This window comes from Rheinheimera hassiensis (genome assembly GCF_022436675.1).
In the GTDB taxonomy this organism is placed as follows: Bacteria; Pseudomonadota; Gammaproteobacteria; order Enterobacterales; family Alteromonadaceae; genus Alishewanella; species Alishewanella hassiensis.
Window position 1 is genome coordinate 144,390 of record NZ_JAKUJZ010000005.1, and the last position, 15,963, is coordinate 160,352.

Here is a 15,963-nt window from a genome sequence, read left to right on the forward strand (position 1 = left end):
CATCGGTATGACTATTATCAAAGACCTGTCTTCTCATACACCCATGATGCAGCAGTATCTGGGGTTAAAAAGCGAACACCCCGACATTTTGCTGTTTTACCGCATGGGTGACTTTTACGAACTGTTTTACGACGACGCTAAACGCGCAGCCGCACTGCTGGATATTTCGCTGACCAAGCGCGGCCAAAGTGCCGGTACACCGATCCCGATGGCGGGCGTACCTTATCATGCCGTTGAGGGCTATCTTGCCCGTTTGGTACAGCTGGGCGAATCGGTGGCAATTTGTGAGCAAATTGGCGATCCAGCCACCAGTAAAGGCCCGGTTGAGCGCAAAGTAGTGCGCATTGTTACCCCCGGCACGGTTACTGACGAAGCTCTGTTAAATGAGCGGCAGGACAATTTACTGTGTGCTATCAGCCAGTTGCGTGGCCAATACGGCCTGGCTCAGTTGGATTTAAGCAGCGGCCGTTTTTTGCTGAATCAGGTAGACAACATAGATGATTTAACCGCGCTGTTGCAGCGGCTTAACCCGGCAGAGCTGTTATACCCGGAAGATTTCGCCGACAGTTATCTGGTAGAAAAACGCAAAGGCGCGCGTCGTCGCCCGGTGTGGGAATTTGAGCTGGCTACCGCTAAGCGTTTATTATGCCAGCAGTTTGCTACTAAAGACTTACTGAGTTTTGGTGTAGATGAAGCACCGGTAGCGCTAATGGCGGCCGGTTGCGTAATGCAATATGTTAAAGACACACAACGCGCCGCGCTGCCACATATCCGTGCGGTGGCGCTGGAACGCTCACAGGACAATATTGTACTGGATGCCGCCACCCGGCGTAATCTGGAGTTAACACAAAACTTAGCCGGCAACTACGAACATACGCTGGCCGCCGTGCTGGACCGCAGCCAGACAGCCATGGGGTCACGCCAGCTAAAACGCTGGATCCATGCGCCATTGCGTAGTCAGGCCCAGGTTAATGCCCGGCTGGATGCCGTAACAGAACTGAATACAGAATATGAGCAGTTGCAACCACTGTTAAAACAAATTGGCGATATTGAGCGGGTTATCGCCCGTTTAGCGCTACGCAGTGCCCGCCCGCGTGACTTTGCCCGTCTGCGCCAGGCATTACAGCAATTACCGGTGCTGGCACCGCAGCTGTCGCCGCTGCAAAGTGCTTTACTGCAACAAATCAGCCAGGCCGCCCAGCCACTGCCACAGCTATGTACGCTGTTAGAGCAGGCTATTGTGGAAACACCACCGGTATTGATCCGCGATGGTGGCGTTATTGCCAGTAGTTACAACGCCGAGCTGGACCAATGGCGGGCTTTAGCTACCGGTGCCACCGATTATTTAGAACAACTGGAGCAGCGCGAGCGCGAGCGCACCGGTATTGCTTCACTAAAAGTAGGCTTTAACCGTATTCATGGTTATTACATTGAAACTGGTCGCAGCGCCGACACCAAAGTGCCACCTGAATATGTGCGCCGCCAGACATTAAAAAACAATGAGCGCTATATTATTCCCGAGCTAAAAGAGTACGAAGACAAAGTACTTGGCAGCCAGAGCAAAGCCTTAGCGCTGGAAAAACAGCTGTATGAGCAACTATTTGAGCTGACAGCGCCCTTTTTGGCCCCACTACAACAGCTGGCGCAGGCGCTGGCCGAGCTGGATGTGTTATGCACCTTTAGTGAGCGTGCCGACAGCCTGAACTATTGCCGGCCACAGCTTAGCAGCCAAACCGGCATAGTGTTGCAGCAAGCGCGGCATCCCGTGGTAGAGCAGGTATTAACCGAACCCTTTATTGCCAACCCGCTGCATTTACACCAACAACGCCGTATGCTGATGATTACCGGGCCGAATATGGGCGGTAAATCTACCTATATGCGCCAAACTGCGCTGATTGTACTAATGGCTTATATTGGCTGCTTTGTGCCTGCCGACAGTGCCGAAATTGGCCCGATAGACCGTATCTTCACCCGTATTGGCGCGTCAGATGATCTGGCCTCCGGCCGTTCTACTTTTATGGTTGAGATGACCGAAACTGCCACTATTTTGCATCACGCCACTGAGCACAGTCTGGTACTGATGGACGAAATTGGCCGCGGTACCAGTACTTACGATGGTTTAAGTTTAGCCTGGGCCTGTGCCGATTATTTGGCAACCAAAATTAAAGCCTTAACCTTGTTTGCCACCCATTACTTTGAACTGACTGAACTGGCAGAGCAACTGCCGGGGCTGGCTAATGTGCACCTGGACGCAGTAGAACATGGCGACAGCATAGTGTTTATGCACCACGTGCAGGACGGCGCCGCCAGCAAAAGCTTTGGCTTACAGGTAGCACAACTGGCCGGCGTACCTAAAGCCGTTATTAAACAAGCGCGGCATAAACTCAGTGAGCTGGAGCAGCATGGCAGCACAGCATCGGTAAAAACAGCAGTAACAACAGCGTCAACCGTGATACAACCGCAACTTAGCCTGCTGGAAACCGAACATCCGGTAGTAGAGCAACTGCGCGCTATTAATCCGGATGATTTAACCGCCCGGCAGGCACTGGAGTTATTGTATCAATTGAAACAACAACTGTAGCTTGACAAAAAATGTATACATTTTAAATTAGGTATACTTTTTTAGTTTGAGTTAACTTATGTCAATTAAAGATCTTAGCCTCTCGGCCATAGTCGCGGGGTTTGTTGCGGTATTGGTCGGCTTTGCCAGCTCGGTAGCGATAGTGCTGCAAGCTGCCGCTGCTGCCGGTGCCACGCAGGAGATAATGGCATCCTGGCTGTTGGCGCTGGGCCTGGGTATGGCCGCCACCTGTATTGGTTTGTCCTGGTATTACAAAGCGCCTATTATTACCGCCTGGTCTACTCCCGGCGCGGCCCTTTTAGCAACCGGCCTGCAGGGCTTAACCATCAACGAAGCGGTAGGTGTATTTATATTTACCGCGGCACTTGGCGTTATTATCGGCCTTAGCGGTTGGTTTGATAAGTTAACCCGGCTTATTCCGCTGCCACTGGCCAGCGCCATGCTGGCGGGTATTTTGCTACAGTTTGGCTTAAGTATTTTTACCTCACTACAAAGCCAGTTATTACTGGTTGGCCTGATGTGTATCAGTTATTTACTGGCCAAACGCTTTATGCCGCGCTATGCCATTTTGTGGGTGTTGCTTACGGGGTTACTATGTGTACTGCTGCAGGGCCAGTTTAATTACAGTGCCGTTACGCTAAGTTTAACCACACCGGTATGGGTAACACCGCATTGGTCACTCAGCGCCTTACTCGGTGTTGGCCTGCCATTGTTGCTGGTTACCATGGCATCACAGAATATCCCCGGTGTTGCGGTGATCCGCACCAGCGGTTATCAAACGCCGGTGTCACCGCTTATCAGCAGCACTGCCCTATCAACCTTACTGCTGGCACCCTGGGGCGCTTTCTCCATTAACCTGGCTGCCATTACTGCAGCTATTTGTACTGGCACTGAAGCACACCCCGACAAAGATAAACGTTATATTGCCGGTATAGCTGCCGGTGTATTCTACCTGCTGGCAGGTTTGGCCGGTGCCACTGTAGTGGCGCTATTTTCCGCTTTCCCTAAAGAAATGATTGCTGCGCTGGCTGGCCTGGCGTTGCTGGGCACCATTGGTGCAAACCTGGCCGTAGCTACTGCTGAAGGCGAGCACCGCGAAGCGGCTGTCGTAACCCTGTTGGTTACAGCAAGCGGCGTGAGTTTCTTTGGTGTTGCAGCCGCATTCTGGGGCATTATTGCCGGTGGTTTAACCCTGCTGATAATCAATGGCCTGCGCCGGAGCCACTGATGCTGAAAAAGCAACAGCTTTACAACCAGCTAAAACAGCATATTCAGCTGCAACACTGGCCACCGGGTACCGTGCTTACCCAGCAACAGCTTGCAGAGCATTATGGCGTCAGCCGTATTGTTGTGCGCGATGTGCAACAGGCGTTATTGAGTGACGGCTGGCTGGAGCCGCATGGCAAAGCCGGTATCCAGGTGCCGGGTTTTAGCGCGACTGAAGCACAAGAGCTGTGTTTGCTGCGTTTACAATTGGAGCCGCTGGCACTGCAATTGGCCGCAGCCAATATGAGTTTCAGCCAGCTGGGCCAGGCCGAAGACTTACTGGCCTATATTGCGGCGCATAAACATCTGGCGCCTTATCAGCGCGGAGAATTAAACTGGCAGTTCCATCGCATATTGTATCAAAGCTGCGCTAAGCCACATTTATTGCGCTTGCTGGATCAACTGCATCAACAGGTATCTCGCTATCTGGGGTATCAGGAGCAAGCCCTGGCCTATGCCGATACCAGTGCCGCTGAGCATGCAGAATTACTCAGTTTATTGCGCCACGGCGACACAGAGCAGGCCGGTAAACTGCTGGTGCGCCATATTACCGAGGCCGGTAATTTGCTGGTGCAGTTGCTACAAAAACAACAAGGCGCCAGATAGCGCCTTGTTTGGTTTCAGCCTGGTCTTAGCCAAGTTTTAGCATAGTTTAATCCTGAAACAGGGTTTCGATATTCAAGCCCTGATGGGTAACAATTTCCCGTAAACGCCGCAGTGCTTCAACCTGAATTTGCCGCACCCGTTCGCGGGTTAAACCAATTTCATGGCCAACATCTTCCAGCGTCGAAGGCTCGTAGCCAAGCAAACCAAAACGCCTTGCCAGTACTTCACGCTGTTTTGGATTCAGCTCATTTAGCCATACTACTAAGTGCTGGCGAATATCTTCGTCCTGCAGCTCAGTTTCCGGCCCAAGCTCTTTTTCATCTGCAATAACATCCAACAACTGCTTTTCTGATGAACCTGCCACTGGCGTATCTACCGAGGTTATTTTTTCATTTAACTTCAGCATTTTGCGCACTTCTTCCACCGGCCTGTCCAGCGCACTGGCAATTTCTTCCGGTGTTGGTTCATGATCCAGCTTTTGTGACAACTCCCGCGCAGCACGCAGGTAAATATTCAGCTCTTTCACAACATGAATGGGCAACCGGATGGTGCGGGTTTGGTTCATAATGGCGCGTTCTATGGTCTGGCGGATCCACCAGGTGGCATAGGTTGAGAAGCGGAAACCGCGTTCAGGATCAAATTTTTCTACCGCGCGGATCAGGCCAAGGTTACCTTCTTCGATTAAATCCAGTAACGCTAAACCACGGTTAATATAGCGGCGGGCAATTTTCACCACTAAGCGTAAATTGCTTTCTATCATACGCTTACGTGCTGCTTGATCACCTTTTAGTGCCAAACGGGAAAAATACACTTCTTCTTCAGCAGACAATAACGGTGAAAAACCTATTTCACCCAGATAAATTTGTGTTGCATCCATAGTTTTATGGCTGTCATCACGGGCAAAAACATCTTCTGTCACACTTTCTTCAGCCGTTAAATCAGCCACATCCGGCTCTGCATCCTCTTCCAGCAACGCAGCATCGTCTACCAGTTCATCTTCTTTAAAATCTAAAACGTCATCGTCACTCTTTTGTCCCATATCCTTTCTCCCACGTCTACAGGGTCAGGAGCCAACTAAGGCATATCGTGTCCATTCCTGATATTACTTGTGTCTTTGATCTTATTATTTTGGTAAATATTTTAATGGGTCTACGGAGGTGCCACGAAAGCGGATCTCGAAGTGCAAACGTGGATCCGTAGCATCAGTACTGCCCATTTCGGCTATCTGCTGCCCGGCAGTAACCATTTGTCTTTCTGTTACCAGCAATTTGCGGTTATGCGCGTAAGCACTTAAGTAATCATCATTGTGCTTGATAATAATTAAATTACCATAACCTCTTAACGCACTACCGGCATAAACCACTTGCCCGCTGGCTGCTGCATTTACTCTGTTGCCTTCACGCCCGGCAATATCCACCCCTTTATTGCCTTGTTGCTGATGCGAAAAACCGGAAATTATTTTGCCTTTTACCGGCCATTGCCATTGCACCACGTTCCCACTTAGGGTAGGATTTTGCGCCTTTTTTTCCAGCGCTGTTCTGTTCTGAACATAACCCGTTTGATTTTTCGGTGCAACAGGTTTAGCCGGTTTTACCGAACTATTTGATTTTGCTTGGCTTGAATTATTCTTATTTGTATTTTGTACAGGCTTTGGCGCAGGTTTAGCCACGGTTTTAGCAACCCGACGGGCCATAGTTCCGGTAAGTTTAAGCTGTTGTCCGGGGTAAATAGTGTAAGGGCTGGCAATGGCATTCAGCCGTGCCACTTCGCGTACATCTTTACCCGCACGAAAAGCAATAGAATAGAGGGTATCGCCGCGCTTAACGGTATAACTGCTGGCAGACAATGAACCACGGTTGCGCTGTTGATAGAAATTCTCCCGCAGCTCCAGCGTGCTAACCGGTGCCGGTGTAGAGCGTGAAGAACAGCCGCTGAGCACCATTATCAGCAGTATTAACCACAGCCAGAAGGCACGCGCCAAAAACCAGACCGGACGTGTTGTTGCGCTTTGCAGGTAGCTGTGGCTAGTACAACGAATAAAAACCTCCTTTAGTCTTTCGTCGTCGCATTTTCCGCCGTAGCAGGCAGAGTAAACCATTTTTCCAGATTTAACAGCAGTAACATAATGCCTATGCCAGCAATCAGACACACCAAAGCCATACCAATATCTGCATCACCTACCTGCCTGGCATACTGCCAGGGCAGATAGATTTTTTGCTCGGCCTGCCAGGGCCAAATCCGGTAAAAAGCGCCAATTACCACCCCAATTAACAGCGCCAGCGTGGCGTCATGGTAATGCTGCAGCAGCCAGTTTAGTAAACGGGAAAAACTCAGTAAACCAAAAATGCAGCCTGCCAGAAACAGCGCCAGCACGCCAAGCTGTAATTCCGTTACCGCCAGCAGTACCGGCGCATACATACCTGAAATCAGCAGGATAAAACTACCGGAAATACCGGGCAGGATCATTGCACATATTGCTATCGCACCGGCAATGAAAAACAACCAGGGTGCAGGTTTAAGTTCATGTGGCGCCAGCATGCCAACCGATACCGCGAAAGCCACTCCCAACAGACACAACCCGACACGCAGTAAGTTCCAGCGCAGGCTTTTTATCAGCGTGGGTAGTGCCGCAAGAATCAGGCCATTAAACAGCGCCCACAACGGAATGGGCCGATACTCGAGAAAATAGCTTATTACCCCGGCCAGAGAGAAAATGCTGATAAAAATGCCGCCAAACAAGCAAAGTAAAAATGTACCATCAATATGCTGCCACAATGCAGCAATTTTGCCTCGCCCAAGCAAACGCAATGCCTGCACATTGCAGTTACTGATGGCGGCCAGCAAACGCTCATAGATGCCCAGAATAAAGGCCAAAGTACCGCCTGACACACCCGGCACCACATCAGCAGCTCCCATCGCCAGCCCTTTGATAATCCACTGAATATATTGCATTAATTTCCCTTAATCAGGCCAGTGCACCCGGCACAAGAGGCACAAAACGCACCGCTTCAATGTCCGTGCTGCTAAAATCATCGCCATTGCGCTGGTATACCCGCAAAACCTGCTCATGTAACCCCACCGGGATCACTAACCGGCCACCTTCAGTCAGTTGTTGCAACAAGGCTACAGGCACTTCAACCGGGGCCGCAGTAACAATAATACTGTCAAACGGGGCTTTGCTGGGCCAACCCTGCCAGCCATCGCCATGTTTCATCGATACATTGTGTAAATCCTGCTGTTGCAAGCGCCGCTTAGCCTGAAACTGCAGCGCTTTAATACGCTCAACACTGCATACATGCGAAAATAGCCTGGCCAGTATTGCAGTTTGATAACCTGAGCCGGTACCAATTTCCAGTACCTTACCAGGCGCTTTGTCCTGCAATAATAATTCTGTCATGCGGGCAACAATATAAGGCTGAGAAATAGTCTGGCCCTGCCCAATCGGCAGGGCGGTATTTTCATAGGCTTTATGAGCCAGCACGGCTTCAACAAACAGATGACGTGGTGTGTGGGCTATAGCCGCCAGAACCTGTGGATTGCTGATACCCTCAGCCTGAAGTTTTTGCGCCAGTACCGCGGCGCTGCGTGATGTTGCTACTGCCATGTTACAAACTGATCCCCTCTAGCCACTGACGTAATGTGTCCATGCTTTTATAAGCCGACATATCAATTTGCAGTGGTGTTACAGACGCATAGCCATTGGCTATGGCATGAAAGTCGGTGCCCTCGCCAGCATCCAGCTCCGGCCCCAGTGAGCCATACCAGTATATTTTCCGACCCCAGGGATCGGTAGCACTGGTCATGGTTTCGGCTTTATGGCGCCGGCCCAGACGGGTTACCTGAATGCCTTTTAGCTGCTCTATTGATACCGCCGGAACATTAATATTTAAAATCTGATCTGCCGGTAACGGGTGTGACTTCAGCTTTTTAATAACCTGCACAGTAACATAGGCGGCTGTAGCAAAATGCTCTTCATCACGCCCGGCCAGTGAAACCGCAATGGCAGGTAAACCTAAGTGCCGCCCTTCTGTGGCGGCAGCGACAGTACCCGAGTACAATACGTCATCCCCCAGGTTAGCACCATGGTTAATACCGGCTACTACCAGATCCGGTGTGAAATCCAGCAGCTGGCTGATAGCTAAATGCACGCAATCTGTCGGTGTGCCGTTTACCGACAAAAAGCCGTTTTCCATCTGCTGTACCCTTAACGGGTTTATCAGCGTTAATGAATTGCTGGCACCGCTACAGTTCCGATCCGGCCCGACTGTTGTTACTTCAGCTATCTGGCTCAGCGCCTGTTGCAGCACCTGCATACCTTTGGCATGCACACCATCATCATTACTTAATAAAATTCGCATCTGGCTACTCCATATCAACGGTTTTACGGCCGCAATCCTGGTACTTCAGCAGCTCTCTGAGCACGCTGGTAGCAAAACAACCTGCGGGTAACGCAAAGCTTAGCGTTATATCATTACCCTGCTGTTGCACTGTTAACTGTTGTGGTAACAGCCGTATCGCCCGCCGTTCGGCCTTTAAGCGATAATCTTCCAGCCCCTGCACCAGGGCTCTGTGCTGTGCAAGCACCTGCTGCTCAAATTCGGCGGCGGCACCGCTGACCATTGGCTCGCCAATGCCCGCCAGTACTGCAGTAATATGTAAATCCTGCTGTTGCAGCCGCTGCTGCAATTTGGCATCAGCCTCTGGTGCGCGGAATACCGAGCCAGAGCCATTTAGTTGCAGCACATCACCATGTTGCACAGTATTAAATAAACCTGCACTGATGCGGGCACACACCTGCTGATTGAACACATAAGAGCGGGCGGCCGATAATGCCAGGCCGCGCAGTTTACGATCAGTGATACTCTGGCCATTAAACAGCTGTTGCGCCAATGCAAGATTGCCACCATTAATGCCAAAACGCTGCTCACCATAATAGTTAGGCACGCCCTGGTTTAGCAACGTAGCGCGTTTAAGCACATCGGTAATATCTGATACCTGGCGCAAGCGGATCTGAAACAGATTAGCTTTAAGTGCGCCTAAACGCAGTTTGCGGTAATGGCGCTGCATATCCAGCACAGTGCAACCTTCCAACTGCCAGCTTTGCCAATCCAGCGGTTGCTTAATTGGCCACTTAAAACAAAACCACTGACGGGTAACAGCATGGCGGTCTTTTAAACCGGCATAACTGATATCGCGGGCGCGCAAGCCGGTAAGCTCTGCCAGTTGCTTGGCAACATACTGGGTGTTCTGGCCGGTTTTTTCGATATACAGCAAAATATGCTCACCGGCGCCGCTCGGGCTGAAATTAAGCTGCTCTTCAACAATAAAGTCATCGCTGTGCTGACGTAATAACGCTGTAGCTACAGGTTCACCGTACAGATAACTTAGGGGCTGTGCAGCGGTCATGCGCCAACCAGCAGTACCACGGCCTCTGCCGCTATACCCTCTTTGCGGCCAACAAAACCCAGCTTTTCTGTGGTAGTGGCTTTTACATTTACCTGTGACAACTGGCAAGCCAAATCATCGGCAATACACTGGCGCATAGCGTTAATGTGCGGTGCCATTTTAGGCGCCTGCGCCATAATAGTGATATCAAGATTACCGATTTTATAACCGGCTGCACTAACATCAGCGAACACCTTACGCAGTAATATCCGGCTATCAATACCTTTAAAAGCAACGTCAGTGTCAGGAAAATGATGGCCAATATCGCCAAGCGCTACGGCACCAAGTAAAGCATCGGATAACGCATGCAACACAACATCACCATCAGAATGTGCCAGCAGGCCCTGGGTATATTCAATTTTAACGCCGCCCAGCGTTACCGGGCCTTCGCCACCAAAGGCATGCACATCAAAGCCGTGACCAATACGCATATTCATTAACTACTTTGCTCCAGATAAAACGCAGCCAGGGCTAAATCGGCTGGCTGAGTAATTTTAATATTGTCGCTGTGGCCTTCCACCAGCAGCACACTGTGGCCAGCCCATTCCATCGCGGATGCTTCATCAGTAATGTGTACCCCGGCGCTGATAGCGTCCTGCAAGGCGGCTTTTAACAGGCCGGTAGGAAAAAACTGCGGTGTCAGCGCATGCCACAAATGTTCGCGGCTCACCGTTTCAGCTACCATTAATTCGCCGCGTTTCATGGTGTCGCGTACACGGCAGGCCAAAATGCCGCCCTCGCCACTGGCTAAACAACGCTGAATTAGCTGTTCAATATCAGATTGGCGCACTAACGGCCGTGCTGCGTCATGCACCAGCACCCAGGGGTACTGATGTTCATCTACAAAATTCAGTGCATTGAGCACCGAATGCATACGCTCTTCGCCACCTTTAACCCGGATAATATTACTGTGGCTTAACGCGGTAGCATCAAAATAGGGATCATCTGCTGCCAGCGCCAGCCAGATTTGTTCAACACCAGCAACTGCCTGCAACCTGGCAACACTGTGTTCCAAAATGGTTTTACCATGCAAAACCAGATATTGCTTGGGCCGATCAGCCTGCATGCGTGCACCAACACCAGCGGCAGGCACTATGGCGGCAATCGCAGGATAATTAGGGTTAGTCATTAATTGTTTTACCCGGCTCGGCCTGGCTGAATAACCGAAAGAATACTTCGTCTTGCTTAATTAACCCAAGCTCATTGCGGGCGCGCTCTTCAATCGCTTCCAGCCCTTGTTGTAAGTCAGTCACATCGGCTTTTAATAAGCGGTTACGCTTTTCCAGCTCCAGATTACTGGCCTGCTGGGTACGCAGCTCTTCTTGCAAACGAAAGTAATCGGCAATACTGTGCTGGCCCAACCACAAACGGTATTGCAGCAAGCCCAGCACAATTACCAGCAGTAAAGTGAGTATTCGCATAATACAGCTTCATTAAACAGACTGTGGCCATTATGAAGCCTCTGCCCCCGATTGCAAAGCAGGAAAACCAACATCAGGCTAACAATGCCGGTAAAGGTTTGGCAAAGTTTTGCCAGTTTAACCGACTCGCCAGCAACAATTCGCGCAGGCTAAGCAAACGCGGTGGCTTTTTGTCAGCATTTAACCACTGATGGCCACAGCAGGCGGCAGTCATAATAGCTTTGGCGGGTTTCAGCACAAACTTATCGCTGTTTTCCTGTGCCAGCGGTGTACCGGAAAAACTAAACCAGCCGTGCTCATTGCAATGCAGGCGCTGCCTGGTGGGGTCGACTTCATCTACGCTATCAAGCACTATCTGCTCGTGCGTCAGTTGGGTAATGTATACCGGCACTATCAGGCCGGGTTTGGCATATTTATTGTAAAACGCATCTATCGGATCGGCCTGCTGTTTACGTGCCGGGCAACTTGCCGCCTGTTTGTGATACCAGGACGCATTTTGGCTATCCAGCTGCAAGGCATTATTTTGCTGCAATATATTACTGGCCGCCCGGCGGATATAAAACGGCAGGCTGGCTAAACGGTTTGGCAGACGTAGTAATTGCTCCGTACTAAGCTGTGACAAACGCAGCAGTTCACGCTCATACAAAGCGTTACACAGCTCAGTATAAGTCTGGTTGTCTCTGGACACCTGCCAGAAGTGGGGTTGGTTGCTACCGGCGTCAATCATGGCCAGATGTTAGCCAATCGCCCGGCGCTTGTAAAAGCAAATCAGTGGGATATGCATAATAAATCTGTCGTTTTTATAGCGAAAAAAGTGCAAAAAAGGTAGCGTTACTGCATGCTTACTCAACTGCACTCGCTACTCAATGCTGCAGGCAATACGGATTATCAGATGAACCGACGCAAATTTCTTTTAACCGCAGTTGGCATACCACTGGCAGTGGCATTTGGCACTAAAATGGTGGCTATGGCGCGGCACTACCCGCTGGATGAGCTGCTGGCACAATTAAAACGCTTACCGGCAGCTAAACTGACCAGCCATGGCAACTGGAGTGTCAGTAAAGTGTTTCAGCATCTTGCCCAAAGTATTCGCTACTCGCGCCTTGGCTACCCACAGGCGAAATCGGCTTTGTTTCAGTACACCGCAGGTGCGGCTGCATTAAATGTATTCTCAGCCAGTGGCACTATGTCACATCCACTGGATGAACCTATTCCCGGCGCAGCAAAATTGGTAGACGCCGTGCCTAACGACGTAGCACTGGCTGAACTGGTAACCGAAATTGAATTGTTTATTGCCTGGCAAGGCGATTTAGCGCCGCATTTTGCTTATGGTGAGCTGACCAAAGCACAATATTACAGCGCTCATTACCTGCATCTGCAAAATCATCTGCAGGAAATAACACTAAGTTAATGCTATGCCCGGCGGGCGACTGCGCCGGGTAAGTGCTATTGCTATTACAGATACTGGTAGGCTTTATCGCCCCAACCGCTGAGCTTGTTTTGTTTAAAAATAAGCGGCGTACATTCATCTTTGGTGGTCTTACCATCACTTTTTATATGATGAGTGCGATAAAACAGTACTTGCACGGTTTCACCGTCTTTGTTGAACGACTCAGTAAAATCAGGCGTACCCAATAAGGTGCGTACGTCTTCTGCGCTACTATTCAGGGCCAGCCGGTTAATCTGTTCCTGATTATACTGCTGGGTTTTCTTCCAGCTGCTGTCATCATCCAACTCGTGCTTGCCCCCTACTGCAATCACACATCCTGATAACGAAACTGCTAAAGCAGCGGCCACAAATACTTTTGCTAACATAGTGATTTTCCTGTGTTGTTTTAATAATCAGCTGCAGTAGCAGCCTGGCTTTAGCTCAGCAAATGCCATGCCATAGATTAAAACAATATAAAACAGTAACTTATAAAATAACCGCTACTATCTGTCGGCGCTTAGTGGTAAATTTCGCTATTAGTTAGTCAAACAGGCAAAAGCCATGACAGATCCCGTACAACTGTTACAACAAGTTGCCGCCCAGCTGCAACGTGAGGGCAAAACGCCCAGCCTGGCGTTGTTTCGTACTCGTTTAGCCGGGCGTATCGCTCCACAACAACTCTTTGCGGCATACCAGCAATGGCGGAATAACCCGGTATTTGATGATACACCTCCAAGCACAAAGCCTTTACCAACGCTAGCAACAACTGAATGCTCAGACACCACCCTGACACAAACTCTGGCGCGCATTGAAACCAAGCTGGATTTACTGCTCAGCAAGCTGGATAAATAGCCGTGTATCTGGCTGAGCTACGGTTCAAGGTAATTGCTGATACCGACTTTAATAGCGCCGAAAGCGCTATTCGCCGTTACATTGAAACCCTGATATTTAATGGCCAGGTGCTGGGGCGTGAATTTCCAACCGCCTGGCAACAGGACAGTTTTAACAGCCGCATAGTGTTGCCGGATGAGCACGCTTTACAACAAAAACACCACAGCGCCAAAGGCCTGGATGCACTGCAGCAATTAGCTCCGGTAGGCCTGGCTTATCCGCAAGTATATATTCTGGGTATGGATCTGATGTCGCAGCATACCGATCCTTGTCACAGCGCCGATTTTTATATTCTGTACAGCCGTTTTAATGACACCTGCTCGCCGGTACGCTGCGGCGAACATTTTGCGCCAGTGCCGTTATATCAGCTCAATACAGCAGCAGTAGATCATGAAAAGCTTATTCGCTGGCAGCTGCAATACCAGGCGCTGGACGAGATACAAATGCAGCATACGCGGGTACTGGTTAAAAGCGCAGAGCGCAGCTTGCAGCAGCTAAACAGCAAATTAAACAAACAGGGCAGACAACTGGCGCGCCAGTTGGAACAGGCCAATAACACCCCGGTGTACTACGCGTTGTACAGTGGCAGCAGTAGTAATTGCGAAAAAGAGGCGGATAAACCCTGCCCCGGCTGTGGTGATAACTGGCGTTTAGCGCTGCCGTTGCAGCAGTTATTCGACTTTAAATGCGATAACTGCCGCTTACTGGGTAATATTGCCTGGGATTGTCAAAGCCCGTCGTAGCAGCAGGGTGCCAGCTGGCTGATAAAATCAGCCAGGCTGTCGGCCAGTTTTTCTTTTACTTCCTGCCCTACATGCTCAACAAACACTTCACCTGTGCTGTTAAGCACCGACAGCAAAATATCATCATCTTCAGTGGTGGCAAAAAACACCGTTTCGCGCTGTTTTAACCGCCGTTTCATAATGATATGGCCGATAATGTTTTCCTGCAGCCGCTTTACATCATCACTGTTCCATACCATTAGCAGCAACAGTTTTCCGCGGCTATGCTCTGCGGCAAGACCGGCACCATACTGCAACTGATAATAGCTTTTTATATCAGGGTGTAATTCCAGCTCGAGTGCCTGCTCAACATTAGAAAAATCAGCAGGCGGTTGCTGTAATACAGGCTGCCATTGCACCCGGTCGTCCACCGGATCTGTAACCTGGCAGGGGGATGGGCTTTTGGGATCGGCCCAGGTGGTTAATGTCAGCTGTTGCTGCTGATACCACAGTACTGCACGCTGAATAAATTGACTGTAATTCGTTGCCAGAGCCACGCGACCTTCCATCAAACTTTATGATAAACTTGCGCCATTGTAACGCTAACTACGCCGTGATGACAAAAACAGACATGACCAGCAGCCACTCAGAACTTCTTGCCGAATTAAGCCTTGGTAAAGTAACCGCCTATGCCGATCAGTATGATGCCTCTTTATTGCAGGCAGTACCGCGCAGCCTGGGCCGGGATGACATTGGTCTGGCATCAGCAGCCTTACCCTTCGTAGGTCAGGACATCTGGCACGGTTACGAGTTATCCTGGCTTAATGCCAAAGGTAAACCTATGGTAGCCCTGGCTACCTTTGTGGTGCCTTACAACTCGGCAAATTTAATTGAGTCCAAGTCATTTAAACTATACCTCAACAGTTTTAACCAAAGCCGCTTTGCTGATCTGGGGCAGGTATATCAGCATTTGCAGCGCGATTTATCAGCCTGTGCCGGTAAAACGGTAAAAGTCAGCCTGCATAACGTTAATGAGATTATGGCGTTTCAGCCCACCTGGATCCCTGGCCGCTGCATTGATGACTTAGACATTGAAATTACCCAGTACCAGTATGATGCAAGCTTGCTACAAACTCAGACTGACGCCGATATTGTTGAAGAGAAACTGCACTCACATTTACTTAAATCGAATTGTTTAATTACCTCACAACCCGATTGGGCCAGTGTTTATATACATTACCGAGGCAAAGCACTGGATCACGAAGCGCTGTTACGTTATTTAATCAGCTTTCGCAGTCACAACGAGTTTCATGAACAATGTGTTGAGCGCATTTTCAGCGACATCTGGTCACATTGTCAGCCCAGCTTTTTGTGTGTTTATGCCCGCTACACCCGTCGCGGCGGATTGGATATTAATCCCTGGCGTGCCAGTGAACCCTGCACACCTCCGGCTATCCGCCTAAGCCGTCAGTAAACATCTACTATTACAAACTAACTTTCACACCATAGAAGCACCATTAAAATAAAAAACCATACAAATCATAATAGTAAAAAATTGTAAATTTAAACTTACAGATCAAAACATAGAAATTTTGAAATAAA

19 protein-coding genes are annotated in these 15,963 nt (G+C 49.8%); 7 read left to right on the plus strand and 12 right to left on the minus strand.

Features of this window, described 5'->3' with window-relative positions; all coding sequences use genetic code 11:
• The first annotated feature begins 7 nt into the window (after positions 1-7).
• The 3 genes from mutS to MJX74_RS11865 are packed head-to-tail and all read left to right on the plus strand — an operon-like array spanning position 8 to position 4,453.
• Positions 8-2,581 (plus strand): DNA mismatch repair protein MutS, encoded by a 2,574-nt coding sequence (gene mutS, locus MJX74_RS11855; RefSeq protein ID WP_240223053.1) that lies wholly within the window; start codon positions 8-10, stop codon positions 2,579-2,581.
• Positions 2,582-2,639: 58 nt separating this feature from the next.
• Positions 2,640-3,809, plus strand: a complete 1,170-nt coding sequence (locus MJX74_RS11860) for a benzoate/H(+) symporter BenE family transporter (protein WP_240223054.1) — start codon at positions 2,640-2,642, stop codon at positions 3,807-3,809.
• The gene (locus MJX74_RS11865; protein ID WP_240223055.1) at positions 3,809-4,453 is read left to right on the plus strand and encodes a GntR family transcriptional regulator; all 645 of its coding nucleotides are present in this window, start codon (positions 3,809-3,811) and stop codon (positions 4,451-4,453) included. The genes MJX74_RS11860 and MJX74_RS11865 overlap by 1 nt, the downstream gene beginning before the upstream one ends.
• A gap of 46 nt (positions 4,454-4,499) precedes the next feature.
• Here MJX74_RS11865 and rpoS read toward each other — a convergent pair whose 3' ends face one another.
• From rpoS to MJX74_RS11915, 10 genes are all read right to left on the minus strand, one after another.
• Positions 4,500-5,492, minus strand: coding sequence for an RNA polymerase sigma factor RpoS (gene rpoS, locus MJX74_RS11870; protein WP_240223056.1), 993 nt, complete (start codon positions 5,490-5,492; stop codon positions 4,500-4,502).
• Between the two features lie 84 nt (positions 5,493-5,576).
• Positions 5,577-6,434, minus strand: a complete 858-nt coding sequence (locus tag MJX74_RS11875; RefSeq protein ID WP_240223057.1) for a peptidoglycan DD-metalloendopeptidase family protein — start codon at positions 6,432-6,434, stop codon at positions 5,577-5,579.
• Positions 6,435-6,502: 68 nt separating this feature from the next.
• Positions 6,503-7,405 carry a DUF368 domain-containing protein gene (locus MJX74_RS11880; RefSeq protein WP_240223058.1) on the minus strand — a complete coding sequence of 301 codons (903 nt, stop codon included), beginning with the start codon at positions 7,403-7,405 and terminating at the stop codon, positions 6,503-6,505.
• 13 nt (positions 7,406-7,418) lie between these two features.
• Positions 7,419-8,057, minus strand: a complete 639-nt coding sequence (locus MJX74_RS11885; RefSeq protein WP_240223059.1) for a protein-L-isoaspartate(D-aspartate) O-methyltransferase — start codon at positions 8,055-8,057, stop codon at positions 7,419-7,421.
• A gap of 1 nt (position 8,058) precedes the next feature.
• Entirely contained in the window at positions 8,059-8,811 is a 753-nt protein-coding gene (gene surE, locus MJX74_RS11890; protein WP_240223060.1) for a 5'/3'-nucleotidase SurE, read from the minus strand.
• A 4-nt stretch (positions 8,812-8,815) separates the two neighbouring features.
• Positions 8,816-9,859: a tRNA pseudouridine(13) synthase TruD gene (truD, locus tag MJX74_RS11895; RefSeq protein WP_240223061.1), complete on the minus strand. Its 1,044-nt coding sequence runs from the start codon at positions 9,857-9,859 to the stop codon at positions 8,816-8,818.
• Positions 9,856-10,335: a 2-C-methyl-D-erythritol 2,4-cyclodiphosphate synthase gene (ispF, locus tag MJX74_RS11900; RefSeq protein ID WP_240223062.1), complete on the minus strand. Its 480-nt coding sequence runs from the start codon at positions 10,333-10,335 to the stop codon at positions 9,856-9,858. The genes truD and ispF overlap by 4 nt, the downstream gene beginning before the upstream one ends.
• Positions 10,335-11,027, minus strand: a complete 693-nt coding sequence (gene ispD / locus MJX74_RS11905) for a 2-C-methyl-D-erythritol 4-phosphate cytidylyltransferase (RefSeq protein WP_240223063.1) — start codon at positions 11,025-11,027, stop codon at positions 10,335-10,337. Before ispD ends, ispF begins: the two co-directional genes overlap by 1 nt.
• Positions 11,020-11,319 (minus strand): cell division protein FtsB, encoded by a 300-nt coding sequence (gene ftsB / locus MJX74_RS11910; protein ID WP_240223064.1) that lies wholly within the window; start codon positions 11,317-11,319, stop codon positions 11,020-11,022. Before ftsB ends, ispD begins: the two co-directional genes overlap by 8 nt.
• Positions 11,320-11,392: 73 nt before the next feature.
• Entirely contained in the window at positions 11,393-12,046 is a 654-nt protein-coding gene (locus MJX74_RS11915; protein WP_240223065.1) for a hypothetical protein, read from the minus strand.
• A gap of 165 nt (positions 12,047-12,211) precedes the next feature.
• On the opposite strand from MJX74_RS11915, the gene MJX74_RS11920 reads away from it, so the two are divergent.
• Complete coding sequence (locus MJX74_RS11920; protein ID WP_240223066.1) at positions 12,212-12,730, plus strand: DUF1569 domain-containing protein; 519 nt, start codon at positions 12,212-12,214, stop codon at positions 12,728-12,730.
• A 44-nt stretch (positions 12,731-12,774) separates the two neighbouring features.
• Here MJX74_RS11920 and MJX74_RS11925 read toward each other — a convergent pair whose 3' ends face one another.
• On the minus strand, positions 12,775-13,134 hold the full coding sequence (locus tag MJX74_RS11925; protein ID WP_240223067.1) for a DUF3192 domain-containing protein: 360 nt from the start codon (positions 13,132-13,134) through the stop codon (positions 12,775-12,777).
• A 175-nt stretch (positions 13,135-13,309) separates the two neighbouring features.
• Between MJX74_RS11925 and MJX74_RS11930 the strand changes: the two genes are divergently transcribed.
• Together MJX74_RS11930 and MJX74_RS11935 are read left to right on the plus strand one after the other, a co-directional pair.
• Positions 13,310-13,600, plus strand: coding sequence for a hypothetical protein (locus MJX74_RS11930; RefSeq protein WP_240223068.1), 291 nt, complete (start codon positions 13,310-13,312; stop codon positions 13,598-13,600).
• Positions 13,601-13,602: 2 nt separating this feature from the next.
• Complete coding sequence (locus MJX74_RS11935) at positions 13,603-14,382, plus strand: Zn-ribbon-containing protein (RefSeq protein WP_240223069.1); 780 nt, start codon at positions 13,603-13,605, stop codon at positions 14,380-14,382.
• Here the strand turns inward: MJX74_RS11935 and syd are convergent.
• Positions 14,367-14,918, minus strand: a complete 552-nt coding sequence (gene syd, locus MJX74_RS11940) for a SecY-interacting protein (protein ID WP_240223070.1) — start codon at positions 14,916-14,918, stop codon at positions 14,367-14,369. The genes MJX74_RS11935 and syd overlap by 16 nt on opposite strands.
• 20 nt (positions 14,919-14,938) lie before the next feature.
• Here syd and queF point away from each other — a divergent pair, with 20 nt between their 5' ends.
• Complete coding sequence (queF, locus tag MJX74_RS11945; RefSeq protein WP_240223071.1) at positions 14,939-15,835, plus strand: NADPH-dependent 7-cyano-7-deazaguanine reductase QueF; 897 nt, start codon at positions 14,939-14,941, stop codon at positions 15,833-15,835.
• Positions 15,836-15,963 lie beyond the last annotated feature (128 nt).

Excerpts from the sequence above, each read along its gene's own strand:
- mutS (WP_240223053.1), top strand. The coding sequence starts at position 8 with ATGACTATTATCAAAGACCTGTCTTCTCATACACCCATGATGCAGCAG.
- MJX74_RS11860 (WP_240223054.1), top strand. The coding sequence starts at position 2,640 with ATGTCAATTAAAGATCTTAGCCTCTCGGCCATAGTCGCGGGGTTTGTT.
- MJX74_RS11865 (WP_240223055.1), top strand. The coding sequence starts at position 3,809 with ATGCTGAAAAAGCAACAGCTTTACAACCAGCTAAAACAGCATATTCAG.
- rpoS (WP_240223056.1), bottom strand. The coding sequence starts at position 5,492 with ATGGGACAAAAGAGTGACGATGACGTTTTAGATTTTAAAGAAGATGAA.
- MJX74_RS11880 (WP_240223058.1), bottom strand. The coding sequence starts at position 7,405 with ATGCAATATATTCAGTGGATTATCAAAGGGCTGGCGATGGGAGCTGCT.
- MJX74_RS11885 (WP_240223059.1), bottom strand. The coding sequence starts at position 8,057 with ATGGCAGTAGCAACATCACGCAGCGCCGCGGTACTGGCGCAAAAACTT.
- surE (WP_240223060.1), bottom strand. The coding sequence starts at position 8,811 with ATGCGAATTTTATTAAGTAATGATGATGGTGTGCATGCCAAAGGTATG.
- truD (WP_240223061.1), bottom strand. The coding sequence starts at position 9,859 with ATGACCGCTGCACAGCCCCTAAGTTATCTGTACGGTGAACCTGTAGCT.
- ispF (WP_240223062.1), bottom strand. The coding sequence starts at position 10,335 with ATGAATATGCGTATTGGTCACGGCTTTGATGTGCATGCCTTTGGTGGC.
- ispD (WP_240223063.1), bottom strand. The coding sequence starts at position 11,027 with ATGACTAACCCTAATTATCCTGCGATTGCCGCCATAGTGCCTGCCGCT.
- ftsB (WP_240223064.1), bottom strand. The coding sequence starts at position 11,319 with ATGCGAATACTCACTTTACTGCTGGTAATTGTGCTGGGCTTGCTGCAA.
- MJX74_RS11915 (WP_240223065.1), bottom strand. The coding sequence starts at position 12,046 with ATGATTGACGCCGGTAGCAACCAACCCCACTTCTGGCAGGTGTCCAGA.
- MJX74_RS11920 (WP_240223066.1), top strand. The coding sequence starts at position 12,212 with ATGAACCGACGCAAATTTCTTTTAACCGCAGTTGGCATACCACTGGCA.
- MJX74_RS11925 (WP_240223067.1), bottom strand. The coding sequence starts at position 13,134 with ATGTTAGCAAAAGTATTTGTGGCCGCTGCTTTAGCAGTTTCGTTATCA.
- MJX74_RS11930 (WP_240223068.1), top strand. The coding sequence starts at position 13,310 with ATGACAGATCCCGTACAACTGTTACAACAAGTTGCCGCCCAGCTGCAA.
- queF (WP_240223071.1), top strand. The coding sequence starts at position 14,939 with ATGATAAACTTGCGCCATTGTAACGCTAACTACGCCGTGATGACAAAA.